The sequence below is a fragment of the Blautia sp. LMAG:89 genome (assembly GCF_008679485.1).
Lineage (GTDB): Bacteria > Bacillota > Clostridia > Lachnospirales > Lachnospiraceae > Blautia_A > Blautia_A fusiformis.
This window is the reverse complement of record NZ_NANC01000004.1, coordinates 158,768-180,956: the sequence shown is the minus strand read 5'-3', so window position 1 is coordinate 180,956 and position 22,189 is coordinate 158,768. Positions and strand designations below refer to the sequence as shown.

The window sequence follows — 22,189 nt, the reverse complement described above, 5'->3', positions numbered from 1 at the left end:
CGGTGCGAAAGTGTCGCAGCCTTGATTTGTAAACAGGACTGTCTGAAAATCAGGCAGAAAACAGGAAAATGGAGGGTATGCTATGAGAATTATTATGTTGGGTGCACCGGGGGCAGGTAAAGGTACTCAGGCTAAGAAAATTGCGGCGAAATATGGGATTCCGCACATCTCCACAGGAGATATTTTCCGTGCTAACATCAAAAACGGTACCGAGCTTGGAAACAAAGCAAAAACTTACATGGATCAGGGACTTCTTGTTCCGGATGAACTGACCTGCGACCTTGTTGTTGACAGAATCCAGCAGGATGACGCAAGGGAAGGGTATGTTCTGGATGGTTTCCCGAGAACAATTCCGCAGGCAGAATGTCTGACAGAGGCTCTGAACAAACTTGGAAGCAAAATTGACTATGCGATCGATGTGGATGTGCCGGATGATAACATCGTGAAACGTATGGGCGGACGCCGTGCATGTGTGAAATGTGGTGCAACTTATCACGTTGTATTTGCAGCACCGAAGACAGAGGGGGTCTGCGATACCTGTGGTGACAAGCTTGTACTCCGTGATGATGACAAGCCGGAAACAGTTCAGAAGCGTCTGAATGTTTATCATGAGCAGACACAGCCATTGATTGACTATTACACCACACAGGGTGTTTTGAAGACGGTAGACGGAACCAGGGATCTGAATGAGGTATTCCAGGAGATCGTTGACATCTTAGGAGAATAAGAATGTCCGTAACAATTAAGACACAGCATGAAATCGAACTTATGAGAGAAGCAGGCCATCTTCTTGAGAAGGTGCATGACGGTTTGATCCCTTACATCAAACCGGGTGTCAGCACCAAAGAGATTGATAAGATCGGAGAAGAAATGATCCGGTCTATGGGCTGTATTCCGAACTTTCTGAACTACGGAGGTTTTCCGGCTTCTTTCTGCATCAGCCTGAATGATGAGGTTGTGCATGGAATTCCATCCGAGGAGAAGATTATCCAGGACGGGGATCTGGTTAAGATCGACGCCGGCCTGATTTATAAGGGCTACCATTCTGACGCAGCACGTACCTATGCGGTAGGTGAAGTATCCAAAGAAGCACAGCAGCTCATTAAGGTTACAAGAGAGTGCTTTTTTGAAGGACTGAAAATGGCAAAAGCCGGAAATCATTTAAATGATATTTCCAAAGCCATCGGAGCCCACGCAGCGAAATACCGTTATGGTATTGTACGTGACCTTGTAGGACATGGAATCGGAACTCATCTTCATGAGGATCCGCAGATTCCAAACTTCCCGCAGAAGCGCAGGGGCATCAAGCTCCTTCCGGGAATGACCCTGGCCGTCGAGCCCATGATCAACCTTGGTCGTGCGGACGTGGCATGGCTGGACGATGAGTGGACAGTGGTAACCATGGATGGTTCACTTTCCGCCCATTATGAAAACACGATCCTCATCACCGATGGGGAACCAGAGATTCTGACGCTTACGAATCTGTAAGCAGCAATTGTTGTCATGACATAGGAGGTAAAAAATGTCAAAAGCAGATGTGATCGAAGTAGAAGGCACTGTTCTGGAGAAACTGCCTAATGCGATGTTTAAAGTGGAACTGGAAAACAAACATGTGGTACTTGCACATATCAGTGGCAAGCTCCGTATGAATTTTATCCGTATTCTCCCGGGAGATAAAGTAACGATCGAACTTTCTCCGTATGATCTTTCCAAAGGAAGAATCATCTGGAGAGATAAATAAGAAATATTGTAAAAGACGACCTGGTGGCGTTAAGCTGCCGGGTCTTTTTTTGCCTTTTCTGCAGAAAAAGAATTTGAAGTGGAGTTTATCACTCACATTTTTTTACGTTTCTCAGGCAGCGATACAATTGCTTCCTGGTCTGATTACGAAGTGGAGAAACCGGATACACTCTAAGAATGTAGAATAATTGGAAATCAGTGTAAAACTTAAACTTGTTGACAAACTGTGAAGTGAGTGTATTCAGGATATGCAGCAAATCGAAAATCCCAGCTTTACGAATATTATAAGATAAAACATAAAAATCCCTCGGAAATGATTAAAAAATCATTTTTCGGGGGATTTGTTTATGCAGATAATTTTTTATTTTACTTATGTTATCACCTTATCATCCGATCCCGCCCAGCACAACACCAAGGATCAGCACCAGAAAGCACACCGGAATATAAAGATATTTACACACCGGGTAAAAATATTTCGTGAATGGTTTCGCACAGCCTTTGCTGACCTGGCTTTCCACATAGCTCCGGCCGAAGATCCAGAAGAACATGATCCCTGCAAGTCCTGCGCCAAGAGGACAGATATAGATGGAAAGCACATCCATCCAGTCAGAAACAATGCCCTGGATAAGAAGCGAAACCACAACGCCGATCACGGCGATCACCATGCAGGAAGGAATCCTGCCAAGACCTGTTTTTTCCTGAACTGTGGCAATAGGAGCTTCATAAAGGTTCATAAGCGAGGTCATGCCTGCAAGGAACACAGCTACGAAAAAGATGATGGCAATGATCCGTCCGCCAGGCATGGTTTTGATCAGGTGCGGCAGGTAGATGAACAGAAGTCCGGGACCGCCCTGGTCAAGCTTGGCACCTGTGGTAGCCATGGCCGGAATGATAACAAGTGCTGCCAGCATAGCAGCCAGAGTATCAAAAAGGGCTACCCTTGCAGCAGATGCAGGGATATCTTCGCTGTCCGGAAGATAAGATCCGTAGATCAGTGTACCGTTGCCTGCAACAGACAGGGAGAAAAATGCCTGTCCAAGTGCGAAGATCCAGGTGGAAGGCTTTGCCAGAACTTCCGGCTCCACGCGGAAGATATAGCGGTATCCGGCAGCAGCTCCCGGCTGAAATGCAACGTAGATGCCAAGGATCACAAACAGAATAAAGAAGATGGGCATCATCACTTTATTGGCTTTTTCGATACCACTTCCAACGCCGTACATCAGGATAAACATGCAGATCACAAGAGCAGCCAGCTGCCAGAGATTATTTCCCCAGGCAGAAGCCATGCCTCCGAATTTGGCGCCAAAGGACTCAATATCTGCCGGTGCCAGGGTAGATCCTGTAAAGGTTCCGAGCATATATCGGAAGATCCATCCCATAACAACCGTATAACCGATAGCCATGGCCAGTGCACCGATCACCGGTATCCAGCCCAGTGTTTCGCCCAGCCTTCGTCTGCATTTGGTTTCACAGGCCATGCCGAAAGCGTCAATGGGCCCGGAACGTGTCCCGCGGCCAAAGCTCATCTCACCGATCACCCCGGTAAAGCCGATCAGTGCCACAAAAATAAAATACGGGATCAGGAACGATCCCCCGCCATACAGGGAAACTCTGGTGGGAAACATCCAGATATTTCCCATTCCAACCGCAGACCCGATGCAGGCCAGAATGAACCCCCAGCGGCTGTTAAAAGATTCTCGTTTTTTCATAAAAATAAAATTTCCTCTCTCCGTTGATCGTTTCAGTATAACATAATTTTGGAAAATAGGAAACTGCAGCATCTATACAGATCTAGGCGGATATTTGTGAGTCACATTTGTCACCTGCTCATAACCGTATAGCTGCGAAGCAGTTATGAGCTGGGCTCATCGGCGCAGGGCATTATCATAAAATCGAAAATAATCCGGTCTGTGCCGTGACTGGGTATACTCAAACATCACACCGTCACTGTTATAAGTCTGGCTGGACACCACAGCCACGCAGTTATAATCCTTTACATTCAGATGAAGATATTTTTCATCAATTTCTGTAACCTTTTCCACAGTCATGATACGTTTGCTGTTGACAATGGTCATATGAAGCACCTGTTCCAGATATTCATAGATGGAATGACTGGCAATCTCGGCAGTAAGGCCGGGAACGGATTCCTTCAGAAAATAATTATGGTTGATGATCAGCGGGATATCTTCAAGATAATGGATACGCTGAATATAATATACTTCTGCACCAGCGGGGAATCCTGTGTAAGCTGACTGATTTTTGCTGATACAAAGCTCTGTAAAAAGAGCCACCTCCGTATGGGCATTCTGACCGTTCCTTGCAGCAGATTCCTTGAAGGTTTCGATCTCTCCGATGGTGAAAGCAGTCTTCTCGTTTGGACGGTAGATATTGCGGACACCTTTTCCCTGCATGGTCTGTACATAGCCGTCACTGACAAGAAGACTGACCGCACGGCGCAGGGTATTGCGGGAACAGCCGTAAGTCTGGATCAGAGTGTTTTCGGAAGGCAGAAGCTCCTGATAGGCAAAGGTGTTGTCCTCTATTTTCATTTTCAGATCTTTATAGATATCTTCGTAAATACTTTTGGGCATTTCAATTCTCCATTCATGTTCGGTCAAAAATATATAGCAGGATTTATGATTTCTGGAATAATTATAAAAGATTTTCCCGGTAAGTGCAATGTAAATACTGTGAAATGTTTAAACAAGTTACAGAGCATATTGATATGTTATGAGGATAGTATGAGAAATATAGATGAAATCAATTTGCGGCCATTCAAAATCATGATACTGGATTTCGAACGCATATAAGCTGTAAGCGCCAGAGGGGCTTACGCGTAAACAAAAAAGGAAATGTGACAGTGTAAAAACAGATCACATTTCCTCTTATTTTATCAAAGCTAAAATAAAGTCAGGCCTCTTTTTTCTTATAGGAAAGATTCCTGAAGTTGCTGCCGTCAGAAGCTGTGCTTCGGGTAACTGCCGGTGTATCGGCTGCGGTATTCCGGTCTGCACTGATCAGCCATACAGCATAGAAGGCAGGAACCAGACAGAGCCATACGCCTGAGAGACCGCAGGTCATATACAGGATCAGAGACAAAGCTGCACCTGTATGAAAAGAAAGCAACGTCATTCCGTAGAATTTTGCTTTATCGCACTGTGCGCTGTCCTTTTTCATAAGGAACTGAGTGACAGCTGTGGTGAACTGGCGAAGGTTGTTGGTGGAAAAGATCGTGGAGCTGTTATATCCGCCGGGAGCCTTGAAGGTACACCACTGGAAAGGCATTGCAAAGAACACGGGGTAAAGAGCCACAACCGGAGACATTCCGGAAGGAAAGAATCCCAGGAGCAGGATCGCAAAGATATCGATCCCGATACTGATAAAACGAAGATCTGCGGAAAAATGCTCTGGGATCCAGACCGTAAGGATAACAGCAGCCATATATATGAGAAGCGCACCCACACGCAGAAGCATATCCGAAAAATTCCTGCCTATGAGATCCCGCACAACACCAATAAGATTGGCTGTCTGGGCATTGCCGAAAAGATCTGCTCTTGACACAATGGCATAAAGCCCCAGGTATCCACCGATAAAAGATAAGGTGTAATGTATCAGAAAACGATATTTCATTTCCGTATGCATATGTAAAGATTCCTTTCATTAAAATAGGCAGATTCCATATGTCTGCCGGACTTTGCCACCCATTATAATACAGTCTGTAAAAAAAATCAAAAATTTTTTAAATTTTTCTTGCATTTCAGGAAAACAGGTGTTAGTATATATTTCAAGCGCGCAAATACTGTGTATGAGTGCGCCTGTGAAACTGCAGATATGAGACTAATTTACGGAAGGAGGATTTCCAGTGAAAGTAAGATCATCTGTAAAGCCGATCTGCGAGAAGTGCAAGGTCATTAAGAGAAAGGGATCCATCAGAATCATCTGTGAGAACCCGAAGCACAAACAGCGTCAGGGTTGATTTCCATATCGGAACTTCTTTGGAATGTTTGTGAAACGTGCGGCTGCAGTATGAAACACCCGGCAGGGTTGTTCTACTGAACAGATAATAAGCATGTATTGCCTAATACCGAGAGGCAACAGCGGTTAAGATCCGCAATTTCGGAAAGGCTGTGATTCGCCAATTACAGCTGGGTGTTTTACCGAGGCACCCCAATTAGGAAACTTGAAAAGAAAGAGGCAGGTCGATATGTCCCATTTCACCTTGCGAGAGCAAGTGACATACGATATGCGGAACTTTCAGAAACAGAAAATGGAGGAAACAGTACATGGCTCGTATAGCTGGTGTAGACTTACCAAGAGAGAAACGTATTGAAATCGGTCTTACCTATATTTATGGAATTGGTAGACCAAGCGCAGACAAAATTCTTGCTAAAGCAGAGGTTAATCCTGACACACGTGTCAGAGATCTGACTGATGACGAGGTTAAGAGACTGAGTGCTGTTATTGATGAGACAATGACAGTAGAAGGTGATCTGAGAAGGGAAATCGCCCTTAACATTAAGAGACTGCAGGAGATTGGATGCTACAGAGGTATCCGTCATCGTAAAGGACTCCCGGTTCGTGGTCAGAAGACTAAGACAAATGCGAGAACTCGCAAGGGACCGAAGAGAACTGTTGCAAACAAGAAGAAATAATTTATAGATATAACTAATTAATTTCAATAAAAGGAAAGTGTAGGTTAGTTTTAAAATGGCAAAAGTTACAAAGAAAACGACAAAACGTCGTGTCAAGAAAAACGTTGAACACGGACAGGCACACATTCAGTCTTCCTTCAACAATACAATCGTCACACTGACAGATAACGAAGGAAACGCTCTTTCATGGGCAAGTGCCGGTGGTCTTGGATTTAAAGGTTCAAGGAAATCTACCCCTTATGCAGCACAGATGGCAGCAGAGACTGCAACAAAGGCTGCTTTAATTCATGGATTAAAAACAGTAGACGTTATGGTAAAAGGCCCGGGCTCAGGCCGTGAAGCTGCAATCCGTGCGCTTCAGGCATGCGGACTTGAAGTAACCAGCATTCGTGACGTAACTCCGGTTCCTCACAACGGATGCCGTCCACCAAAACGCAGAAGAGTCTAATTAGGAGGTAGTTGAAATGGCAGTAAATAGAGTACCTGTTCTGAAAAGATGCAGATCCCTTGGCCTGGATCCGATTTACTTAGGAATTGATAAGAAGTCCACAAGACAGTTAAAACGTGCAAACCGCAAGGTGTCTGAGTATGGTCTTCAGTTAAAAGAGAAACAGAAAGCAAAATTTATCTACGGAGTTCTTGAGAAACCTTTCCGTAACTACTACAAGAAAGCCGACAGAATGCAGGGCCAGACAGGTGAGAACCTTATGGTTATGCTTGAGAGCAGACTTGACAACATCGTTTTCCGTATGGGATTTGCCAGAACAAGAAGAGAGGCTCGTCAGATCGTAGATCACAAGCACGTACTTGTTAACGGAAAATGTGTAAACATTCCGTCCTACCTGTGCAAAGCAGGAGACACAATTGAGATCAGAGAGAAGAGCAAAGGCTCTGAGAGATATAAAGGAATCCTTGAGATCACTGGCGGAAGACTTGTTCCGGAGTGGATCGACGTTGATCAGGAGAACCTGAAGGGTGTAGTTAAAGAGCTTCCTACAAGAGAGCAGATCGATGTTCCTGTAAACGAGATGCTTATCGTCGAGCTGTATTCTAAATAATTAGTAACTGTTTACTGTGTCTACAGTTATAAAAATTGGTAATACCCTCGAATGTTGATTAACCCAGAAGGAGGGAACCTTATAGTGTTTGATTTCAATAAACCAAAAATCGAAATAACCGAAATATCCGAAGATAAGAAGTTTGGAAGATTCGTTGTAGAGCCTCTGGAAAGAGGTTATGGTACTACCCTTGGCAATTCTTTAAGAAGAATTATGCTGTCCTCCCTTCCGGGAGCTGCAGTAAGCCAGGTGAAGATCGATGGTGTACTTCATGAATTCAGCTCCATTCCGGGCGTGAAGGAAGATGTGACCGAAATCATCATGAATCTGAAATCTCTTGCCATTAAGAATCACAGCAGTGACAATGAGCCGAAGACCGCATACATTGAGTGTGAGGGCAAAGGTGTTGTTACAGCAGCTGATATCCAGGCAGATCAGGATATTGAGATCATGAACCCGGATCAGGTGATCGCAACCCTGAACGGTGGAAAAGACTGCAGACTGGCCATGGAGCTTACCATTACCAAGGGACGTGGCTATATCAGTGCAGACAAAGGCAAAACCGATGACATGCCGATCGGTATGATCGCAGTGGATGCAATCTATACACCGGTAGACAGAGTCAACATGATCGTAGAGAATACACGAGTTGGTCAGGTAACTGACTTCGACAAGCTTACACTGGATGTATATACCAATGGAACACTTGATCCGGATGAGGCAGTCAGCCTTGCAGCAAAGGTTCTCAGCGAGCATTTAAACCTGTTCATTGATCTTTCCGAGAATGCTAAGACCGCAGAGGTTATGATCGAGAAAGAAGACAATGAGAAGGAAAAGGTTCTGGAGATGAGCATTGATGAGCTTGAGCTCTCTGTTCGTTCCTACAACTGCCTTAAGAGAGCCGGTATCAATACGGTTGAAGAATTATGCAACAAGACTTCTGACGATATGATGAAGGTTCGTAATCTGGGCCGCAAATCCTTAGAGGAAGTACTTGCAAAACTCAAAGAGCTGGGACTTCAGCTCCAGCCTACAGAGGAATAATCCGGAAACAGAGTAATGAGTGGGGTGTCAGCAGCAGGACAGTAAGACCGAACAAGCATGTCCTGGTGTCCCACAGATGGAGGATAATAAAATGGCAAAATATAGAAAATTAAGCAGAACATCTAACCAGAGAAAAGCACTTCTCAGAAATCAGGTTACAAACCTTCTTCATCACGGAAAGATCGTGACAACAGAAGCTAAGGCTAAAGAGATCCGTAAGATCGCTGAGGGACTTATCGCTATGGCTGTACGTGAGAAAGACAATTTCGAGACAGTTACAGTAACAGCTAAGGTTGCTCGTAAAGATGCTGACGGAAAACGTGTAAAAGAAGTCGTAGACGGCAAAAAGAAAACAGTTTACGATGAAGTTCAGAAAGAGATCAAGAAAGATGCTCCTTCCAGACTTCATGCACGTCGTGAGATGATGAAAGTTTTCTATCCTGTAACAGAGGTTCCTGCTAAGGGCGCTGGCAGAAAGAAAAATACAAAAGAAGTTGACATGGTTGACAAGATGTTCAGCGAGATCGCTCCGAAATACGCAGATCGTAACGGTGGTTACACAAGAATCGTTAAGATCGGACAGCGTAAAGGCGATGCAGCAATGGAAGTTCTTATCGAGCTTGTATAATTTACTTCTGACCGATTTAAAGGACATTTGCAGAAATGCAGATGTCCTTTTTTAATATTCCAAAAAACTCGAAAAAATGCATAAATGGTGGGTTTTCGACCATAAATTACATTAAGATATCATAATTTGAATAACAAATCATGGTATAATATATAGAACAAAAAGTAACAATGATGGAGTAAAAGGGGATACATAAATATGACGATGATGACCATTGCCATTTGTGATGATATGCAGGCGGATGCGAGAAGACTTCACAAACAGCTTGACGACGGTACATTTTTGCGGTGTCATCAGAGCTTTATAGTAAATATGGAACGGGTCACAGGAGCTGAAAATAACAGCTTCCATATCGGAGAGCATGTAATGCCGATCTCCCGATCCTATAATCGGAATGCACACGAGAAATATGATGAATATCTGAGACTTCAGCAGGAATATGACGAGGAAGAAGAGGATTAACTTGATTATTATCCTTTTTTAGCGTACAATCGGTAATGTATGAAATACGACTACACGTATGCGAAAGGATGATAAACATGGTCGGTGGGACTTTTGGTATTACCGGACAGAAACAATATAGGAATGGTTTGGGACAGGTTCCCGGATATGATAAATTTGCAGAAGATAAAAAGGAAAGCAGCGAGGAAATGTTTTCCTTTACGTCTTGTGCATTTTTTTGTTGCCTGAGATGATGCGACGTTTTATACTGACATTGGAAATACTGTTTGTATCGCTTTTTCTTCTGGGAGGTAGTTTCCCGGAAACAGAAACTGCCCGGAATACATCAGGAGGATTTAGCTGGAAGGACTACAGGACCATTGCGCATGCTCTGGGAGGTATGGACGGAAAGGATTACCTGAATTCCAGAGAGGGATTTCTGTTCATGTATGAACAGGGAGTTCGTCTTTTTGAATTGGATCTTTCCAGGACATCCGATGGAGTATGGGTCTGCAGGCATAACTGGAACGATTCCATGGGACAGTGGGATGGCAACGGAAAAAAAGTCCTTACAGAAAAGGAATTCAGACAAAGTAAAATATATGGGAAATACACCCCCATGACACTGGAGGATTTTTTCCTTCTTCTGAAAGATTATCCGGATGCATATGTGCTGATCGATTCCAAACAGTATTCTCTTCGCAATTATCAGAGAACACTGGAGGATTACAGTGATTATGTGGAAATCGCCAGGAATGCAGGTGCCGGTGAGACGCTGGATCGGATCATTCCGGAAATCTACAATGAAGCAATGTTTCCCGGAACGGCCATGCTCTATTCTTTTCCTTCCTATGTATATTCACTGTGGCAGGAGTATTCTGTGGAAGAGCTGGAGTATATTGCATCCTTCTGTAAAGAAAAGGGAATTCCGGCAGCAACAGTATACTGGGAGTATTGGTCAGAAGAAACGGAGAAGATCTTTGAAAAAAACGGGATCAGTCTGTATGTTTATACGGTTAATGACCGTGACCAGGCCAGAAGATACATTTCGCAGGGAGCAGAAGGAATCTGTACCGATTTCCTGACAGCGGAAGATCTGTGGTAAGAGAAATAAAAACAAAGGAATCAGAAGATTATGAAAATAAGAACAACCATTGCTGTGATGGCAGCAAAGATCACAGGACATGTCTGTAAGCTTATGGGCCGGCAGGGTGTGACCTGGGCCGGTAAGGTCGCGATGAAGATCTGTCCGGATATCCTGGAAGAGCTTTCTTCTCAGGTAAGAGAAAAAATATTTGTAGTATGCGGAACCAACGGAAAGACCACAACCAATAACATGCTGTGCGCAGGCCTTGAGGCAGAGGGAAAAAAGGTCATCTGCAATCATACCGGTTCCAACATGCTCAACGGAGTTGTGGCAGCCTTTGTATTGGGGGCAAAATTCAGCGGAAAACTGGATGCGGATTATGCCTGTATCGAGGTGGATGAGGCATCCACAAGACATGTGTTCACAAGGATCAGACCGGATTATATGGTTATGACCAATCTGTTCCGTGATCAGCTGGACCGTTATGGCGAGATCGATATCACTATGAACATCCTGGAAGAAATGATGAAAAAGGTTCCGGATATGAAGGTCATTGTCAATGGTGATGATGCACTGTCTGCATATCTTGCCATGGACTGCGGAAATCCTTTTGTAACCTACGGGATCAGCAAACCGGTGATCGAGAACAAAACAAACGAGATCCGTGAGGGCCGGTTCTGTAAGTGCTGTGGAGAAAGGCTGATCTACAGCTTCTATCATTACAGTCAGCTGGGAGACTACAGATGTCCGAAATGCGGCTTTAAACGTCCGGAGATCGACTTTGATGCCACAGATGTGAAGGTGGATGATCAGATTGCCTTTACAGTGGAGGATAAACGGATCGTGGCCAATTATAAGGGATTCTATAATGTGTATAATATTCTGGCTGCCTATGCGGGAATTCGTACCGCAGGCTTTAAGGCGGAGCATTTTAATGAGATGCTCCGGAAGTTTAATCCGGAAAACGGACGCAATGAACAGTTTCGGATCAAGGGCACCAGTGTTGTTCTGAATCTTGCCAAGAATCCGGCCGGTTTTAACCAGAACATTTCAGCTGTGATGCAGGACGGATCACCAAAGGATATCATCATTGTGATCAATGATAATGCACAGGATGGAAAAGATATCTCCTGGCTCTGGGATGTGGATTTTGATCTTTTCGGAGGGGACAATATCAATTCCATCACAGTCAGTGGTGTCCGCTGTCAGGATATGCGCCTCCGTCTGAAATATGTGGATATCCCGTCCATGCTGGAAAATGATGTGGAGACAGCCATCCGCAAACGAATCGGGGATGGATGCGGCAATCTTTATGTACTTGTAAATTATACGGCGCTGTTTGGCACCAGAAATATCCTGAAGAAACTGGAGGGTGAGAAATGAAGATAACGATAGGGCATTTATATCCGGATCTTCTGAACCTTTACGGTGACAGAGGAAATATCCAGTGTCTGATGAAGCGCTGTCTCTGGAGAGGAATCGAGGCAGAAACCATAGCTTATGAACTGGATGACAGAATTGATTTTTCCAAACTGGATATCGTACTTCTTGGCGGTGGCTCCGACAGAGAACAGATGCTGGTATGTGAAAAGCTGAAGGAAATCCAGAAGGATTTCAAGGCGTATGTGGAAGACAATGGAGTTGTGATCGCAATCTGTGGAGGGTATCAGCTCCTTGGAAATTATTATAAGACGGATCAGGGAATGATCGAGGGTCTGAAGCTTGTAGATATGAGCACTGAGCAGGGAAAAGGCCGCCTTATTGGAAACATTGTGATGCAGAGCGATCTTTTTGATATGCCCATCGTAGGTTTTGAAAATCATGGAGGGCGTACCACCATCGGAAACAACAGATCCCTGGGAAAGGTTTTGTCAGGATACGGAAATGACGGACAATCCGGTGAGGAAGGGGTTGTATACAAAAATGTGATCGGTACGTATCTTCACGGACCGCTTCTTCCCAAGAACCCGCAGCTTGCAGATCTTCTGATCAGCCGTGCACTGGAAAAGAAATACGGTAAAAAGATCGAACTTGAGAAACTGGACGACAGCGAGGAACAGGAGGCAAACTCCTATATTTTCCATCGCTTTGTAAAAAACGAAGGATAAGAGGGCAGTATGGCAAAATCAAACAATCAGAAGGCGAAGATCCTGTACCTTGAAAAAATGCTGCGGGAAACAGGGGAGCATCGGGTAATATCTATGCAGAAGATCCTTGAGAATCTTGAGAAACAGGGAATCCGTGCAGAGCGAAAGAGCATTTATGATGATGTGGAGGTATTACGTTCTTTTGGAATGGATATCCGTTATACAAGAGAACGGCCGGGTGGGTATTATCTTGCCGGTGAGAGTGCCGGAGAGGAACAGCCGTCTGAAGAACCTGGGCTGACTGCGGAAGCTAAGGAGATTCATGAAACTAAAGATATTCATGAGACCTCTGTGACAGGGTACCGGAAGCTTCTTGAGGCTTCAGCCGGAACCATAAAAAAAGAAATAAAACTTCTCTGTACCGGAGCTGTACAGGCGGAGGTGCGTGACTTTTTCGGCACAGATGCAGAATATAAGATGAAAGATAGCGGAGATCTGACGGTAACTGCAGAGCTTCCGGAAAATGGAAAATTCTACGGCTGGCTGACCGGGATGGGCGGCAGTGTACGTATCCTGAAACCCAAGAAATCTGCAGCCGCCTACAGAGACTATCTGAAATCACTGGCAAAGGACTATAAAGGCTTATAGGAGAGATTTGATCATGAAGAAAAAAACAGCAATCCTGCTTGTGGGAGCTTTTGTCTTTACGGCAGCCTTTTCCGGCTGTGGAAAAAACAAAGAGGCGACAGAGGCAGCCAATGAAAGTGTGGAGTCTGAAGACCCGGAAGGAAAAGCCAAAAACAGCAATGATGCAGAGGAAGAAGAAAAAGAAGAAGCAAAAGAAACTGCGGCAGCAGATAAGAAAGTAGGTGTGTTTCTGCCTTCATCAGCAGATGATCCCCGTTGGTCTGCTGATGGAGAAACTCTTCAGAATACACTGGAAGATGATGGATATGATGCAGAGATATTTTGGGCAGATGAAGACAGTGATACGCAGGTATCACAGATCCAGTCCATTCTGGACGATGAAGAGCTTTCTGCACTTGTCATCGCACCTTCAGATGCTTACAGCCTGAACGATGTGCTGGAGCAGGTGTATGAGAAATCTATCCCTGTGATTTCTTACGATCAGCTGATCATGGATACAGATAAGGTCAACTATTATGTTACCTTTAATACAAGAAAAGCCGGAAAAATGGTGGGAGATTCCATCATAAAAAAAATGGATCTGGAGAAAGCCCGGGAAGAAAAGAAAACTCTGACCATTGAGTTCCTTATGGGCTCTCCGGATGATCGTGACGCACTGTTTTTTTATAATGGCGTGATGGAGAAGCTTCAGGAATATTTCGACGACGGAACACTGGTATGTACTTCAGGAAAGCTGACCTTTGATGATACTGCAGTGATGCGTTCCGGAAGAAATACCGCAAAGAATGATATGGCGGAGATCCTTTCTCAGAATTATACAGAGGGTGCGCCGGATATTATCTGCACAGGTGCTGACGACCTTGCACTTGGGGCTGTGGATGCCCTGGAGGATGCAGGACATGTGTCTGGAGAGGATGGCTGGCCTATGATCACAGGAGGTGGCTGTGAGGCAGAAGCAGTGACCGCTGTGATCCAGGGAAAGATTGAGGATGATCTGCTGTTTGATAACCGTGTACTGGCAAATGACTGTGTGACGATGGTGGATGCTCTTCTGAAAGGGGAGAAGCCGGAGATCTCCGATTATGAGCAGTATGACAACGGGACCAAGATCGTGGGAACTGTGACCAGTGATATCCAGCTGATCGATGCAGATAATTATCAGATGCTTGTGGATGACGGATATTATGAAGAGGAAGAGATCATGCCGGAGGCAACTGCCACACCAACGCCGACAGTGACATCGGAAGCTACGGTGACGGAAGAACCGGATATAGATGAAAATACACCGGAAGCTGCATCGGCTTCATCGGAAAAGGAAGAAACGGAAATTTCCGGAACACCGACACCGGAGGAAACAGTAACTCCGACACCTTCAGAGAAAGCGGAAAAGGGTGCAGATGCATAGATCAGAAATGACATCATGATCTGGCTGTGATAAAAATAAAAATACTCCCGGAAACAATGTATATAAGTTTCCAGGAGTATTTTTTATGATAAATCTTATTCACGGAAAGTAAGTTTGCCATCAGCAATGGAATCAATGATAGCAAGGGATTCCAGATGGATACCCATGTCACGGATGGTCTGTCCGCCGGACTGGAAGCCTTTTTCGATAACGATTCCGGCTCCTTCAAGAGTTGCGCCGGATTTCTTAACGATGTCGATCAGACCGAGAAGTGCACAGCCATTGGCAAGAAAATCATCGATCAGGAGTACGTGATCTTCCGGTCCGAGAAATTTCTTGGAAAGGATCACATCGTAAACTTTCTTGTGGGTGAAAGACTCTACCTTGGTGGTGTACATCTCGCCGTCAAGGTTCACACTCTGTGCTTTCTTGGCAAATACAACCGGTACATGGAAATACTGTGCCGCAATACAGGCAATACCGATACCGGAAGCCTCGATGGTAAGGATCTTGGTGATTGGACAGTGGTCAAAACGTTTCTTGAATTCTTTGCCGACCTCGTTGATCAGGTCAATATCCATCTGATGATTCAGGAAGCTGTCCACTTTTAAAATATTTCCTTCTTTTACTACGCCGTCTGTCAGAATTCTGTCTTTTAAAAGCTGCATGAAATTTATCTCCTTTGATTTATCACATTAATATATGTTTACTGCCCACGGACAGAGCAGTAATATTTTTAATATGTATCATACGACAATATTTGCGTGAGTGCAATTATTTTTGACAAAAAAACATAAAATTATTATAATGGATAGGATGACTAAGAAAGGAACAGGCACAGATGAAAGAGTACGAAGTAATCTGGGAAATTTTTAACAAATGTCCGAGAAATCAGATGCGTGATGTATTTGTGGAAGAAGTGAAGATTGCAGATCCGGAAGCGTATGTGAAACAGAAATTTCAGGGGAAGGATGTCTCCTACGAGAAGACAGTACTGGAAGACGGAACCATCATTTTTGACATTCAGACATCTATGATCCGGCAGCGCTGTTCTTTCACGGAGATCTGAAGGAGGAAATACACATGAAAGAAACACATGTGCACGTTCTCGAGGATGGAACCGTTCTTGAACATACCCATGGGGAACAGGAACATGTGCATACTCACGATGGCACACATCCTCATCATCACAGCCACGCACAGACCAAGGCCGTACTCAACAGACTTTCCAGGGCCATCGGGCATATGGAATCCATTAAGCGTATGGTGGAGGAAGGACGTGACTGCAGCGAAGTGCTGATCCAGCTGTCAGCCGTAAAATCTGCGATCAATAATACAGGTAAGATCATCCTGCAGGATCATATAGAACACTGCATCGTGGATGCAGTGGAGCATGGAGACAGGGATGCTATCAAGGAACTGGAAAAAGCAATCGACAGATTTATGAAGTAAGGTAAGGAGTTCATGAGAGATCGTGAATGAGAAAAATACACGGACAGAGAGCCAGTTCTGTCTGTGTAAATACAAAGAATGAGAGGAATCTATTATGGCAAAAGAGTGTAGCAATACATCCTGCAACAAATCAAGCTGTGAAGGCTGCGGACAGAAACAGCCCCAGAGCCTCATGGCAGAACCAAACGTTTTTTCTGACGTAAAACATGTGATCGGAGTTGTCAGCGGAAAGGGAGGCGTGGGTAAATCCTTCGTAACAGGCTCCCTGGCAAACCTGATGGCTTCCAAGGGATATAAAGTGGGCATTATGGATGCTGATATCACCGGTCCGTCCATCCCGAAGATGTATGGCATCAAGGGCAATGCACAGGGCAGTGACAATGGGATCTATCCGATGCCAACTGCAAACGGAATCGAGGTTATGTCTGTAAACCTTCTTCTCCCGGATGAGGAGACACCGGTGATCTGGAGAGGTCCGGTCCTTGCAAATATGGTAAAACAGTTCTGGAGTGATGTGATCTGGGGTGAATTGGATTATCTCTTTGTAGATATGCCGCCAGGAACCGGAGATGTTCCGCTGACAGTATTCCAGTCCCTGCCGATCGAAGGTGTCGTGATCGTTACTTCTCCGCAGGATCTGGTCCGCATGATCGTCAAGAAGGCCTATAACATGGCTGATATGATGAAGGTTCCGGTCCTTGGAATCGTGGAGAACTATAGCTATGTGAAATGTCCGGACTGCGGAAAAGAGATCAAGGTCTTTGGCGAGAGCCATATCGATGAGATCGCTGCAGAACTGAAGGTTCCGGTCCTGGGCAAGATGCCGATTGACGTGAAGCTTGCAGAGCTTGCAGACAGCGGTCTGTTCAGTAAGATCGAGAATGAGTATATCACTGCGGCAGCAGACGTGATGCCGAAGGCTGAAGCGTAAGTAATAAGAATAATATCTGACCGATATCAATAACAGAAAAGGCCACCGGAATTGAGTACATAAGGATCGTAATAACCTTATGGCAGATTCCGGTGGCTTTTTTTACTGAATCAGGGAAGTATCCTGCTTCGATCGCGAAAAGCAATAAGCGGCAGGAACTTGATCGTATCAGATCTGGGAAAAATATTTAAGAAAGCACTGGGCAGCCTGGGAAAGCTGCAGTGCTTCATGATGAGCGATCACGGCACTTCTTGCGGGCAGAGGTGTTTTCAGATGGACAGGTTCCAGACCCGGACGGTTGCGGAGCATATAATCCGGGATACAGGCAATACCAAGTCCGATCTCTGCAAGATCGATCAGCAGATCGTTGCTGTTCAGTTCAACCTCAGGCAGCAGCTTCAGTCCCTGGGCTGCAAACACCTGATGAAGATATTCGCTGGTGGTACTCTTTGGAGCGAGCATCAGGATGGGATAATCCAGAAGATTTTCCATGGAAAGAGGCGATTTGCCCATGGTGAAATAGTCCGGATTTGCCACGAAGATATCCCGGAATTCCAGCACAGTCTGAAGCTTGGTGTGGGCTGAAAGCCGGGAATTCGGGTAGTTGGTGACGATCAGCTCAGCCTGGCCGTTTTCCAGAAGCTCCGCACATCCGATGGAGGTACTGTTGATGATCTTGATTCGTACCTCCGGATGATCCTTGTGGAAACGGCGGAGATAGGGGATGAGAAAATAGCGGCACAGAGTATCGCTGGCACCGATCCGCAGCTGACCGGTAAGATTTCCTTCTCCGGAAAGGACAGCCTCTCCTTCGTTTAGCATGGAAAGGGCCGGCTTTACATGCTGGAGGAGAAGCTCTCCCTCCGGAGTCAGGATGACCCGTTTGGTGCTGCGCACAAACAGAGTATGGCCCAGCTTTTTTTCAAGGTTTTTGACGGCCTGGCTTACTGCAGACTGTGAGATAAAAAGCTGTCTGGAAGCCTCCGAAAAGCTCAGCGTCGTGGCCACGTAATAAAACACTTTGTAAAGTTCAAGATTGATATCCATATGTGAAAAATCCTCCGCTTATAAATGATATAAGATATATTAATTTTACTAATGATATTTCCTATGATACTATATTTTCAGCAGAAAAGAAAGACTGAAATGCTTTCTGCACGTTTACCATCCTTATTATCGGATATAGAGAAAGGAGCCTTCTATGAGCAACGTAAGACGTGTGTATGTAGAAAAGAAACCTGCCTTTGCAGTAAAAGCAAAGGAACTGAAACATGAGATCAAACATTATCTTGGTATCAGCACTGTGACAGCAGTCCGTGAGCTGATCCGTTATGACGTGGAGAATATCTCCGATGAAGTATTTGAGAAAGCCTGCAAGACCGTATTTGCAGAGCCGCCGGTAGATGATCTGTATCTTGAAAAATTTGATGTGGCAGAGGGCGCACGTGTATTTTCCGTAGAATTCCTTCCCGGACAGTTTGACCAGAGAGCCGATTCTGCAGTGCAGTGTGTACAGTTCCTGGATGAGAATGCAGCACCGATCATCCGTTCAGCAACTACTTATGTAATCGAAGGAAACGTTACAGATGCAGAGTTTGAGGCGATCAAACATCACTGCATCAACCCTGTGGATTCCCGTGAGACAGGTCTTGAGAAGCCGGAAACACTGGTAACAGTATTCCCGGATCCTGAGGATGTGAAGATTTTTGACGGATTCAAGGATATGGCTGAGGCTGATCTGAAGGAGCTGTACTCTTCTCTGAACCTCGCCATGACATTTAAGGACTTCCAGCATATCCAGAATTATTTCAGAAATGAAGAGAAACGCGATCCTTCCATGACAGAGATCCGTGTTCTGGATACTTATTGGTCTGATCATTGCCGTCATACTACTTTCTCCACAGAGCTTACCAGCGTGAAGTTTGACGAAGGTGATTATAAGACTCCTATTGAAAAAACATACAAAGAATATCTGGATGCCCATAAGGATATGTACAAGGGCCGTGATGATAAGTTTGTCTGCCTGATGGATCTTGCACTTATGGCAATGAAGAAACTGAAAGCAGAAGGCAAGCTTGCAGACCAGGAAGAGTCTGATGAGATCAATGCCTGCAGTATCGTGGTACCGGTGGACGTGGACGGGAAAGAAGAAGAGTGGCTGATCAACTTTAAGAACGAGACACACAACCATCCGACGGAGATCGAGCCTTTTGGTGGTGCGGCAACCTGCCTTGGCGGAGCTATCCGTGATCCGCTTTCCGGACGTACCTATGTATACCAGGCAATGCGTGTGACAGGTGCAGCAGATCCTACCGTATCCGTAAAGGAAACTCTGAAGGGTAAACTTCCGCAGAAGAAGCTTGTCCGCAGCGCAGCCCACGGCTACAGCTCCTACGGAAACCAGATTGGTCTTGCAACCGGTGCTGTAAAAGAAATCTATCATCCGGACTACGTTGCAAAACGTATGGAGATTGGTGCGGTTATGGGTGCGGCTCCGAGACGTGCGGTCATCCGTGAAAATTCCGATCCTGGAGATATCATCATCCTTCTTGGCGGACGTACCGGTCGTGATGGTATCGGCGGTGCAACCGGTTCCTCCAAGGTCCACACAGAGGCTTCCATTGAGGTCTGCGGTGCTGAAGTGCAGAAAGGTAACGCGCCTACCGAGCGTAAGATCCAGAGGATGTTCCGCAGAGAGGAAGTCAGCCATATCATCAAGAAATGTAACGACTTTGGCGCAGGCGGTGTTTCCGTTGCCATCGGCGAGCTGGCACCGGGACTTCAGATCGACCTCGACAAGGTTCCGAAAAAATACGCAGGTCTTGACGGCACTGAGATCGCCATCTCTGAGTCTCAGGAGCGTATGGCTGTTGTAGTTGACCCGAAAGATGTGGATACTTTCCTGAAATTTGCAAATGAAGAGAATCTCGAGGCAATTCCAGTTGCAGTTGTAACGGAGGAGCCACGCCTTGTCCTTAACTGGAGAGGAAAAGAGATCGTAAATATCTCCCGTGCATTCCTGGATACCAACGGTGCACATCAGGAGACCTCCGTTGAGGTTGAGATCCCGTCAAAGGACGGAAATCTTTTCGAGGAACGTCCGGATGTAACAGATGTAAAGAAAAAATGGATGGATACTCTTGCTGACCTGAATGTATGCTCACAGAAGGGTCTTGTGGAGATGTTTGACGGCTCCATCGGCGCAGGCAGTGTATTTATGCCTCACGGTGGCAAATATCAGCTGACAGAGACACAGTCCATGGTTGCAAAGGTTCCGGTACAGAACGGAAAAACAGAGACTGTTACCATGATGAGCTACGGCTTTGATCCATACCTTTCCTCATGGAGTCCGTATCATGGAGCTGCCTACGCAGTAACCGAGTCTGTTGCCAAGATCGTTGCAACCGGTGGTGACTATAAGAAGATCCGTTTCACCTTCCAGGAATACTTCCGTCGTATGACAGAAGATCCTAAGAGATGGAGCCAGCCGTTCTCCGCACTGCTTGGCGCTTATGCGGCACAGATTGGATTCGGCCTTCCTTCCATCGGCGGTAAGGACAGTATGTCCGGAACCTTCAATGATATTGATGTTCCTCCGACACTGGTGTCCTTCGCAGTGGATGTTGCAAAGGTAAAAGATGTGATCACACCGGAGCTCAAAAAAGCAGGAAGCAAGCTGGTATGGCTCCGTGCACCGAAGGATTCCTATGATCTTCCGGATTACCCGGCTCTTATGGAGCAGTATGATAAATTACACCAGGATATCCAGGCAGGCCGTGTGATCTCCGCATATGCACTTGACCGTCATGGAATCGCTGCTGCAGTCAGCAAGATGGCCTTTGGTAACGGCATGGGTGTAAAGATCGAGCATAACCTTGATCCAAGAGATTTCTTTGCTCCGGCATTCGGCGATATCATCTGTGAGGTTCCGGATGGAAAAGTCGGTGAGCTTGCCATTACCTATACTGTGATCGGTGAGGTTACGGATAATGCGAAGTTCACCTACGGTGATACAGAGATCACTCTGAAAGAGGCGCTTTCCACATGGGAAGGAACTCTGGAGAATGTATTTAAAACAGCAGCAGGAACCGAGGACGTCAAGGCAGATGACGGTTCCTTTTACAAAGCAGACAGCATCTATGTATGCAAACATAAGGTTGCAAAACCGCGTGTATTTATTCCGGTATTCCCTGGAACAAACTGCGAGTATGACAGCACCCGTGCATTTGAGAGAGCAGGCGCTGAGGTAGACGTAAAGGTATTCAAGAACCTTACAGCAGAAGATATCCATGATTCTGTAGAGCTCTTTGAGAAAGCCATCGATCAGGCACAGATGATCATGTTCCCGGGCGGCTTCTCAGCCGGAGATGAGCCGGACGGATCCGCGAAATTCTTTGCTACCGCGTTCCAGAACGAGAAGATCAAGGAGGCAGTTATGAAGCTCCTCAATGAGCGTGACGGTCTTGCTCTTGGTATCTGCAACGGATTCCAGGCACTGATCAAACTGGGATTGGTACCGTACGGTGAGATCTGCGGACAGAAAGAGGATTCTCCGACACTGACCTACAACACCATCGGACGCCACGTATCCAAGATGGTTTACACCAAGGTTGTCAGCAACAAGTCTCCATGGCTTCAGAAAGCACAGCTTGGCGGTGTATACTGCAATCCGGCTTCTCATGGTGAGGGACGTTTTGTCGCAAACGATGAGTGGCTGAAGAAACTCAAGGAAAACGGACAGATCGCAACGGAGTATGTACCGGTAGATGAGACTGGATATGAGGGTGAGTTTAACGTAAACGGCTCTTATATGAACATCGAGGGTATCACAAGCCCGGATGGACGTGTTCTCGGAAAGATGGCACACAGTGAGCGTCGTGACGCAGGCGTGGCTGTCAATATCTACGGAGAGCAGGATATCAAGATTTTCGAATCTGGTGTTGAGTACTTTAGATAATACCAGGGTTACGTGAGCTACATGCAGTGGCAGGGGATTTCAGACCTCCCTGCCACTGT

Annotated in this window: 24 protein-coding genes; 19 read left to right on the top strand and 5 right to left on the bottom strand. The window is 45.6% G+C overall.

The genetic code is table 11. The features are described from left to right. Nucleotides 1-82 precede the first annotated feature (82 nt). The 3 genes from CCC70_RS04860 to infA are packed head-to-tail and all read left to right on the top strand — an operon-like array spanning nucleotide 83 to nucleotide 1,741. Nucleotides 83-727 (top strand): adenylate kinase, encoded by a 645-nt coding sequence (locus tag CCC70_RS04860; protein ID WP_015526935.1) that lies wholly within the window; start codon nucleotides 83-85, stop codon nucleotides 725-727. Nucleotides 728-729: 2 nt separating this feature from the next. Further along, nucleotides 730-1,488, top strand: a complete 759-nt coding sequence (gene map / locus CCC70_RS04855) for a type I methionyl aminopeptidase (RefSeq protein WP_015526936.1) — start codon at nucleotides 730-732, stop codon at nucleotides 1,486-1,488. A 34-nt stretch (nucleotides 1,489-1,522) separates the two neighbouring features. After that, nucleotides 1,523-1,741: a translation initiation factor IF-1 gene (gene infA, locus CCC70_RS04850; protein WP_005428560.1), complete on the top strand. Its 219-nt coding sequence runs from the start codon at nucleotides 1,523-1,525 to the stop codon at nucleotides 1,739-1,741. Nucleotides 1,742-2,126: 385 nt separating this feature from the next. Here infA and CCC70_RS04845 read toward each other — a convergent pair whose 3' ends face one another. The 3 genes from CCC70_RS04845 to CCC70_RS04835 form a co-directional block, all read right to left on the bottom strand. Then, on the bottom strand, nucleotides 2,127-3,449 hold the full coding sequence (locus CCC70_RS04845; RefSeq protein WP_287084379.1) for a sodium-dependent transporter: 1,323 nt from the start codon (nucleotides 3,447-3,449) through the stop codon (nucleotides 2,127-2,129). Between the two features lie 156 nt (nucleotides 3,450-3,605). Beyond that, a complete protein-coding gene (locus CCC70_RS04840) occupies nucleotides 3,606-4,331 on the bottom strand; it encodes a UTRA domain-containing protein (protein WP_287084378.1) in 726 nt (241 codons plus the stop codon). A gap of 319 nt (nucleotides 4,332-4,650) precedes the next feature. Next, nucleotides 4,651-5,382, bottom strand: a complete 732-nt coding sequence (locus tag CCC70_RS04835) for a YoaK family protein (protein ID WP_287084377.1) — start codon at nucleotides 5,380-5,382, stop codon at nucleotides 4,651-4,653. A gap of 220 nt (nucleotides 5,383-5,602) precedes the next feature. Between CCC70_RS04835 and rpmJ the strand changes: the two genes are divergently transcribed. The 12 genes from rpmJ (at nucleotide 5,603) to CCC70_RS04775 (ending at nucleotide 14,790) form a co-directional block, all read left to right on the top strand. After that, nucleotides 5,603-5,716 carry a 50S ribosomal protein L36 gene (rpmJ, locus tag CCC70_RS04830; RefSeq protein WP_003022746.1) on the top strand — a complete coding sequence of 38 codons (114 nt, stop codon included), beginning with the start codon at nucleotides 5,603-5,605 and terminating at the stop codon, nucleotides 5,714-5,716. A gap of 307 nt (nucleotides 5,717-6,023) precedes the next feature. Next, on the top strand, nucleotides 6,024-6,392 hold the full coding sequence (gene rpsM / locus CCC70_RS04825; protein WP_008707282.1) for a 30S ribosomal protein S13: 369 nt from the start codon (nucleotides 6,024-6,026) through the stop codon (nucleotides 6,390-6,392). Between the two features lie 55 nt (nucleotides 6,393-6,447). Next, entirely contained in the window at nucleotides 6,448-6,840 is a 393-nt protein-coding gene (gene rpsK / locus CCC70_RS04820; protein WP_015526942.1) for a 30S ribosomal protein S11, read from the top strand. A 16-nt stretch (nucleotides 6,841-6,856) separates the two neighbouring features. Further along, nucleotides 6,857-7,450, top strand: a complete 594-nt coding sequence (gene rpsD / locus CCC70_RS04815; RefSeq protein ID WP_015526943.1) for a 30S ribosomal protein S4 — start codon at nucleotides 6,857-6,859, stop codon at nucleotides 7,448-7,450. Between the two features lie 84 nt (nucleotides 7,451-7,534). After that, the gene (locus tag CCC70_RS04810; RefSeq protein WP_059085345.1) at nucleotides 7,535-8,494 is read left to right on the top strand and encodes a DNA-directed RNA polymerase subunit alpha; all 960 of its coding nucleotides are present in this window, start codon (nucleotides 7,535-7,537) and stop codon (nucleotides 8,492-8,494) included. A 91-nt stretch (nucleotides 8,495-8,585) separates the two neighbouring features. Next, nucleotides 8,586-9,122: a bL17 family ribosomal protein gene (locus CCC70_RS04805; RefSeq protein WP_021976084.1), complete on the top strand. Its 537-nt coding sequence runs from the start codon at nucleotides 8,586-8,588 to the stop codon at nucleotides 9,120-9,122. Between the two features lie 198 nt (nucleotides 9,123-9,320). After that, nucleotides 9,321-9,584 (top strand): LytTR family transcriptional regulator DNA-binding domain-containing protein, encoded by a 264-nt coding sequence (locus CCC70_RS04800; protein WP_287084376.1) that lies wholly within the window; start codon nucleotides 9,321-9,323, stop codon nucleotides 9,582-9,584. A gap of 379 nt (nucleotides 9,585-9,963) precedes the next feature. Beyond that, nucleotides 9,964-10,668 (top strand): phosphatidylinositol-specific phospholipase C/glycerophosphodiester phosphodiesterase family protein, encoded by a 705-nt coding sequence (locus tag CCC70_RS04795; protein WP_227588377.1) that lies wholly within the window; start codon nucleotides 9,964-9,966, stop codon nucleotides 10,666-10,668. A gap of 30 nt (nucleotides 10,669-10,698) precedes the next feature. Next, a complete protein-coding gene (locus tag CCC70_RS04790) occupies nucleotides 10,699-12,033 on the top strand; it encodes a MurT ligase domain-containing protein (RefSeq protein WP_287084375.1) in 1,335 nt (444 codons plus the stop codon). Then, entirely contained in the window at nucleotides 12,030-12,758 is a 729-nt protein-coding gene (locus CCC70_RS04785) for a type 1 glutamine amidotransferase (RefSeq protein WP_015526951.1), read from the top strand. The genes CCC70_RS04790 and CCC70_RS04785 overlap by 4 nt, the downstream gene beginning before the upstream one ends. A 9-nt stretch (nucleotides 12,759-12,767) precedes the next feature. Continuing rightward, nucleotides 12,768-13,385: a WYL domain-containing protein gene (locus tag CCC70_RS04780; RefSeq protein WP_015526952.1), complete on the top strand. Its 618-nt coding sequence runs from the start codon at nucleotides 12,768-12,770 to the stop codon at nucleotides 13,383-13,385. 13 nt (nucleotides 13,386-13,398) lie between these two features. Next, complete coding sequence (locus CCC70_RS04775) at nucleotides 13,399-14,790, top strand: substrate-binding domain-containing protein (RefSeq protein WP_287084374.1); 1,392 nt, start codon at nucleotides 13,399-13,401, stop codon at nucleotides 14,788-14,790. Between the two features lie 95 nt (nucleotides 14,791-14,885). On the opposite strand, the gene CCC70_RS04770 is transcribed toward CCC70_RS04775, so the two are convergent. After that, the gene (locus tag CCC70_RS04770) at nucleotides 14,886-15,458 is read right to left on the bottom strand and encodes a xanthine phosphoribosyltransferase (protein WP_015526955.1); all 573 of its coding nucleotides are present in this window, start codon (nucleotides 15,456-15,458) and stop codon (nucleotides 14,886-14,888) included. A gap of 173 nt (nucleotides 15,459-15,631) precedes the next feature. Between CCC70_RS04770 and CCC70_RS04765 the strand changes: the two genes are divergently transcribed. The 3 genes from CCC70_RS04765 (at nucleotide 15,632) to CCC70_RS04755 (ending at nucleotide 17,173) form a co-directional block, all read left to right on the top strand. After that, a complete protein-coding gene (locus tag CCC70_RS04765) occupies nucleotides 15,632-15,859 on the top strand; it encodes a hypothetical protein (protein WP_287084373.1) in 228 nt (75 codons plus the stop codon). A 14-nt stretch (nucleotides 15,860-15,873) separates the two neighbouring features. Continuing rightward, nucleotides 15,874-16,242 (top strand): metal-sensing transcriptional repressor, encoded by a 369-nt coding sequence (locus CCC70_RS04760; RefSeq protein WP_015526957.1) that lies wholly within the window; start codon nucleotides 15,874-15,876, stop codon nucleotides 16,240-16,242. Nucleotides 16,243-16,336: 94 nt separating this feature from the next. Continuing rightward, the gene (locus CCC70_RS04755; RefSeq protein ID WP_015526958.1) at nucleotides 16,337-17,173 is read left to right on the top strand and encodes an Mrp/NBP35 family ATP-binding protein; all 837 of its coding nucleotides are present in this window, start codon (nucleotides 16,337-16,339) and stop codon (nucleotides 17,171-17,173) included. 168 nt (nucleotides 17,174-17,341) lie between these two features. Here CCC70_RS04755 and CCC70_RS04750 read toward each other — a convergent pair whose 3' ends face one another. Further along, nucleotides 17,342-18,220 carry a LysR family transcriptional regulator gene (locus tag CCC70_RS04750; RefSeq protein ID WP_021650784.1) on the bottom strand — a complete coding sequence of 293 codons (879 nt, stop codon included), beginning with the start codon at nucleotides 18,218-18,220 and terminating at the stop codon, nucleotides 17,342-17,344. A 154-nt stretch (nucleotides 18,221-18,374) separates the two neighbouring features. Between CCC70_RS04750 and CCC70_RS04745 the strand changes: the two genes are divergently transcribed. Next, complete coding sequence (locus tag CCC70_RS04745) at nucleotides 18,375-22,130, top strand: phosphoribosylformylglycinamidine synthase (RefSeq protein ID WP_287084372.1); 3,756 nt, start codon at nucleotides 18,375-18,377, stop codon at nucleotides 22,128-22,130. Nucleotides 22,131-22,189: the final 59 nt, after the last annotated feature.

Excerpts from the sequence above, each read along its gene's own strand:
- CCC70_RS04800 (WP_287084376.1), top strand. The coding sequence starts at position 9,321 with ATGACGATGATGACCATTGCCATTTGTGATGATATGCAGGCGGATGCG.
- CCC70_RS04835 (WP_287084377.1), bottom strand. The coding sequence starts at position 5,382 with ATGCATACGGAAATGAAATATCGTTTTCTGATACATTACACCTTATCT.
- CCC70_RS04770 (WP_015526955.1), bottom strand. The coding sequence starts at position 15,458 with ATGCAGCTTTTAAAAGACAGAATTCTGACAGACGGCGTAGTAAAAGAA.
- CCC70_RS04745 (WP_287084372.1), top strand. The coding sequence starts at position 18,375 with ATGAGCAACGTAAGACGTGTGTATGTAGAAAAGAAACCTGCCTTTGCA.
- CCC70_RS04775 (WP_287084374.1), top strand. The coding sequence starts at position 13,399 with ATGAAGAAAAAAACAGCAATCCTGCTTGTGGGAGCTTTTGTCTTTACG.
- CCC70_RS04805 (WP_021976084.1), top strand. The coding sequence starts at position 8,586 with ATGGCAAAATATAGAAAATTAAGCAGAACATCTAACCAGAGAAAAGCA.
- CCC70_RS04785 (WP_015526951.1), top strand. The coding sequence starts at position 12,030 with ATGAAGATAACGATAGGGCATTTATATCCGGATCTTCTGAACCTTTAC.
- CCC70_RS04760 (WP_015526957.1), top strand. The coding sequence starts at position 15,874 with ATGAAAGAAACACATGTGCACGTTCTCGAGGATGGAACCGTTCTTGAA.
- CCC70_RS04790 (WP_287084375.1), top strand. The coding sequence starts at position 10,699 with ATGAAAATAAGAACAACCATTGCTGTGATGGCAGCAAAGATCACAGGA.
- CCC70_RS04755 (WP_015526958.1), top strand. The coding sequence starts at position 16,337 with ATGGCAAAAGAGTGTAGCAATACATCCTGCAACAAATCAAGCTGTGAA.
- CCC70_RS04840 (WP_287084378.1), bottom strand. The coding sequence starts at position 4,331 with ATGCCCAAAAGTATTTACGAAGATATCTATAAAGATCTGAAAATGAAA.
- CCC70_RS04845 (WP_287084379.1), bottom strand. The coding sequence starts at position 3,449 with ATGAAAAAACGAGAATCTTTTAACAGCCGCTGGGGGTTCATTCTGGCC.
- CCC70_RS04780 (WP_015526952.1), top strand. The coding sequence starts at position 12,768 with ATGGCAAAATCAAACAATCAGAAGGCGAAGATCCTGTACCTTGAAAAA.
- infA (WP_005428560.1), top strand. The coding sequence starts at position 1,523 with ATGTCAAAAGCAGATGTGATCGAAGTAGAAGGCACTGTTCTGGAGAAA.
- rpsM (WP_008707282.1), top strand. The coding sequence starts at position 6,024 with ATGGCTCGTATAGCTGGTGTAGACTTACCAAGAGAGAAACGTATTGAA.
- CCC70_RS04765 (WP_287084373.1), top strand. The coding sequence starts at position 15,632 with ATGAAAGAGTACGAAGTAATCTGGGAAATTTTTAACAAATGTCCGAGA.
- map (WP_015526936.1), top strand. The coding sequence starts at position 730 with ATGTCCGTAACAATTAAGACACAGCATGAAATCGAACTTATGAGAGAA.
- CCC70_RS04860 (WP_015526935.1), top strand. The coding sequence starts at position 83 with ATGAGAATTATTATGTTGGGTGCACCGGGGGCAGGTAAAGGTACTCAG.
- CCC70_RS04795 (WP_227588377.1), top strand. The coding sequence starts at position 9,964 with ATGGACGGAAAGGATTACCTGAATTCCAGAGAGGGATTTCTGTTCATG.
- rpsK (WP_015526942.1), top strand. The coding sequence starts at position 6,448 with ATGGCAAAAGTTACAAAGAAAACGACAAAACGTCGTGTCAAGAAAAAC.
- CCC70_RS04750 (WP_021650784.1), bottom strand. The coding sequence starts at position 18,220 with ATGGATATCAATCTTGAACTTTACAAAGTGTTTTATTACGTGGCCACG.
- rpsD (WP_015526943.1), top strand. The coding sequence starts at position 6,857 with ATGGCAGTAAATAGAGTACCTGTTCTGAAAAGATGCAGATCCCTTGGC.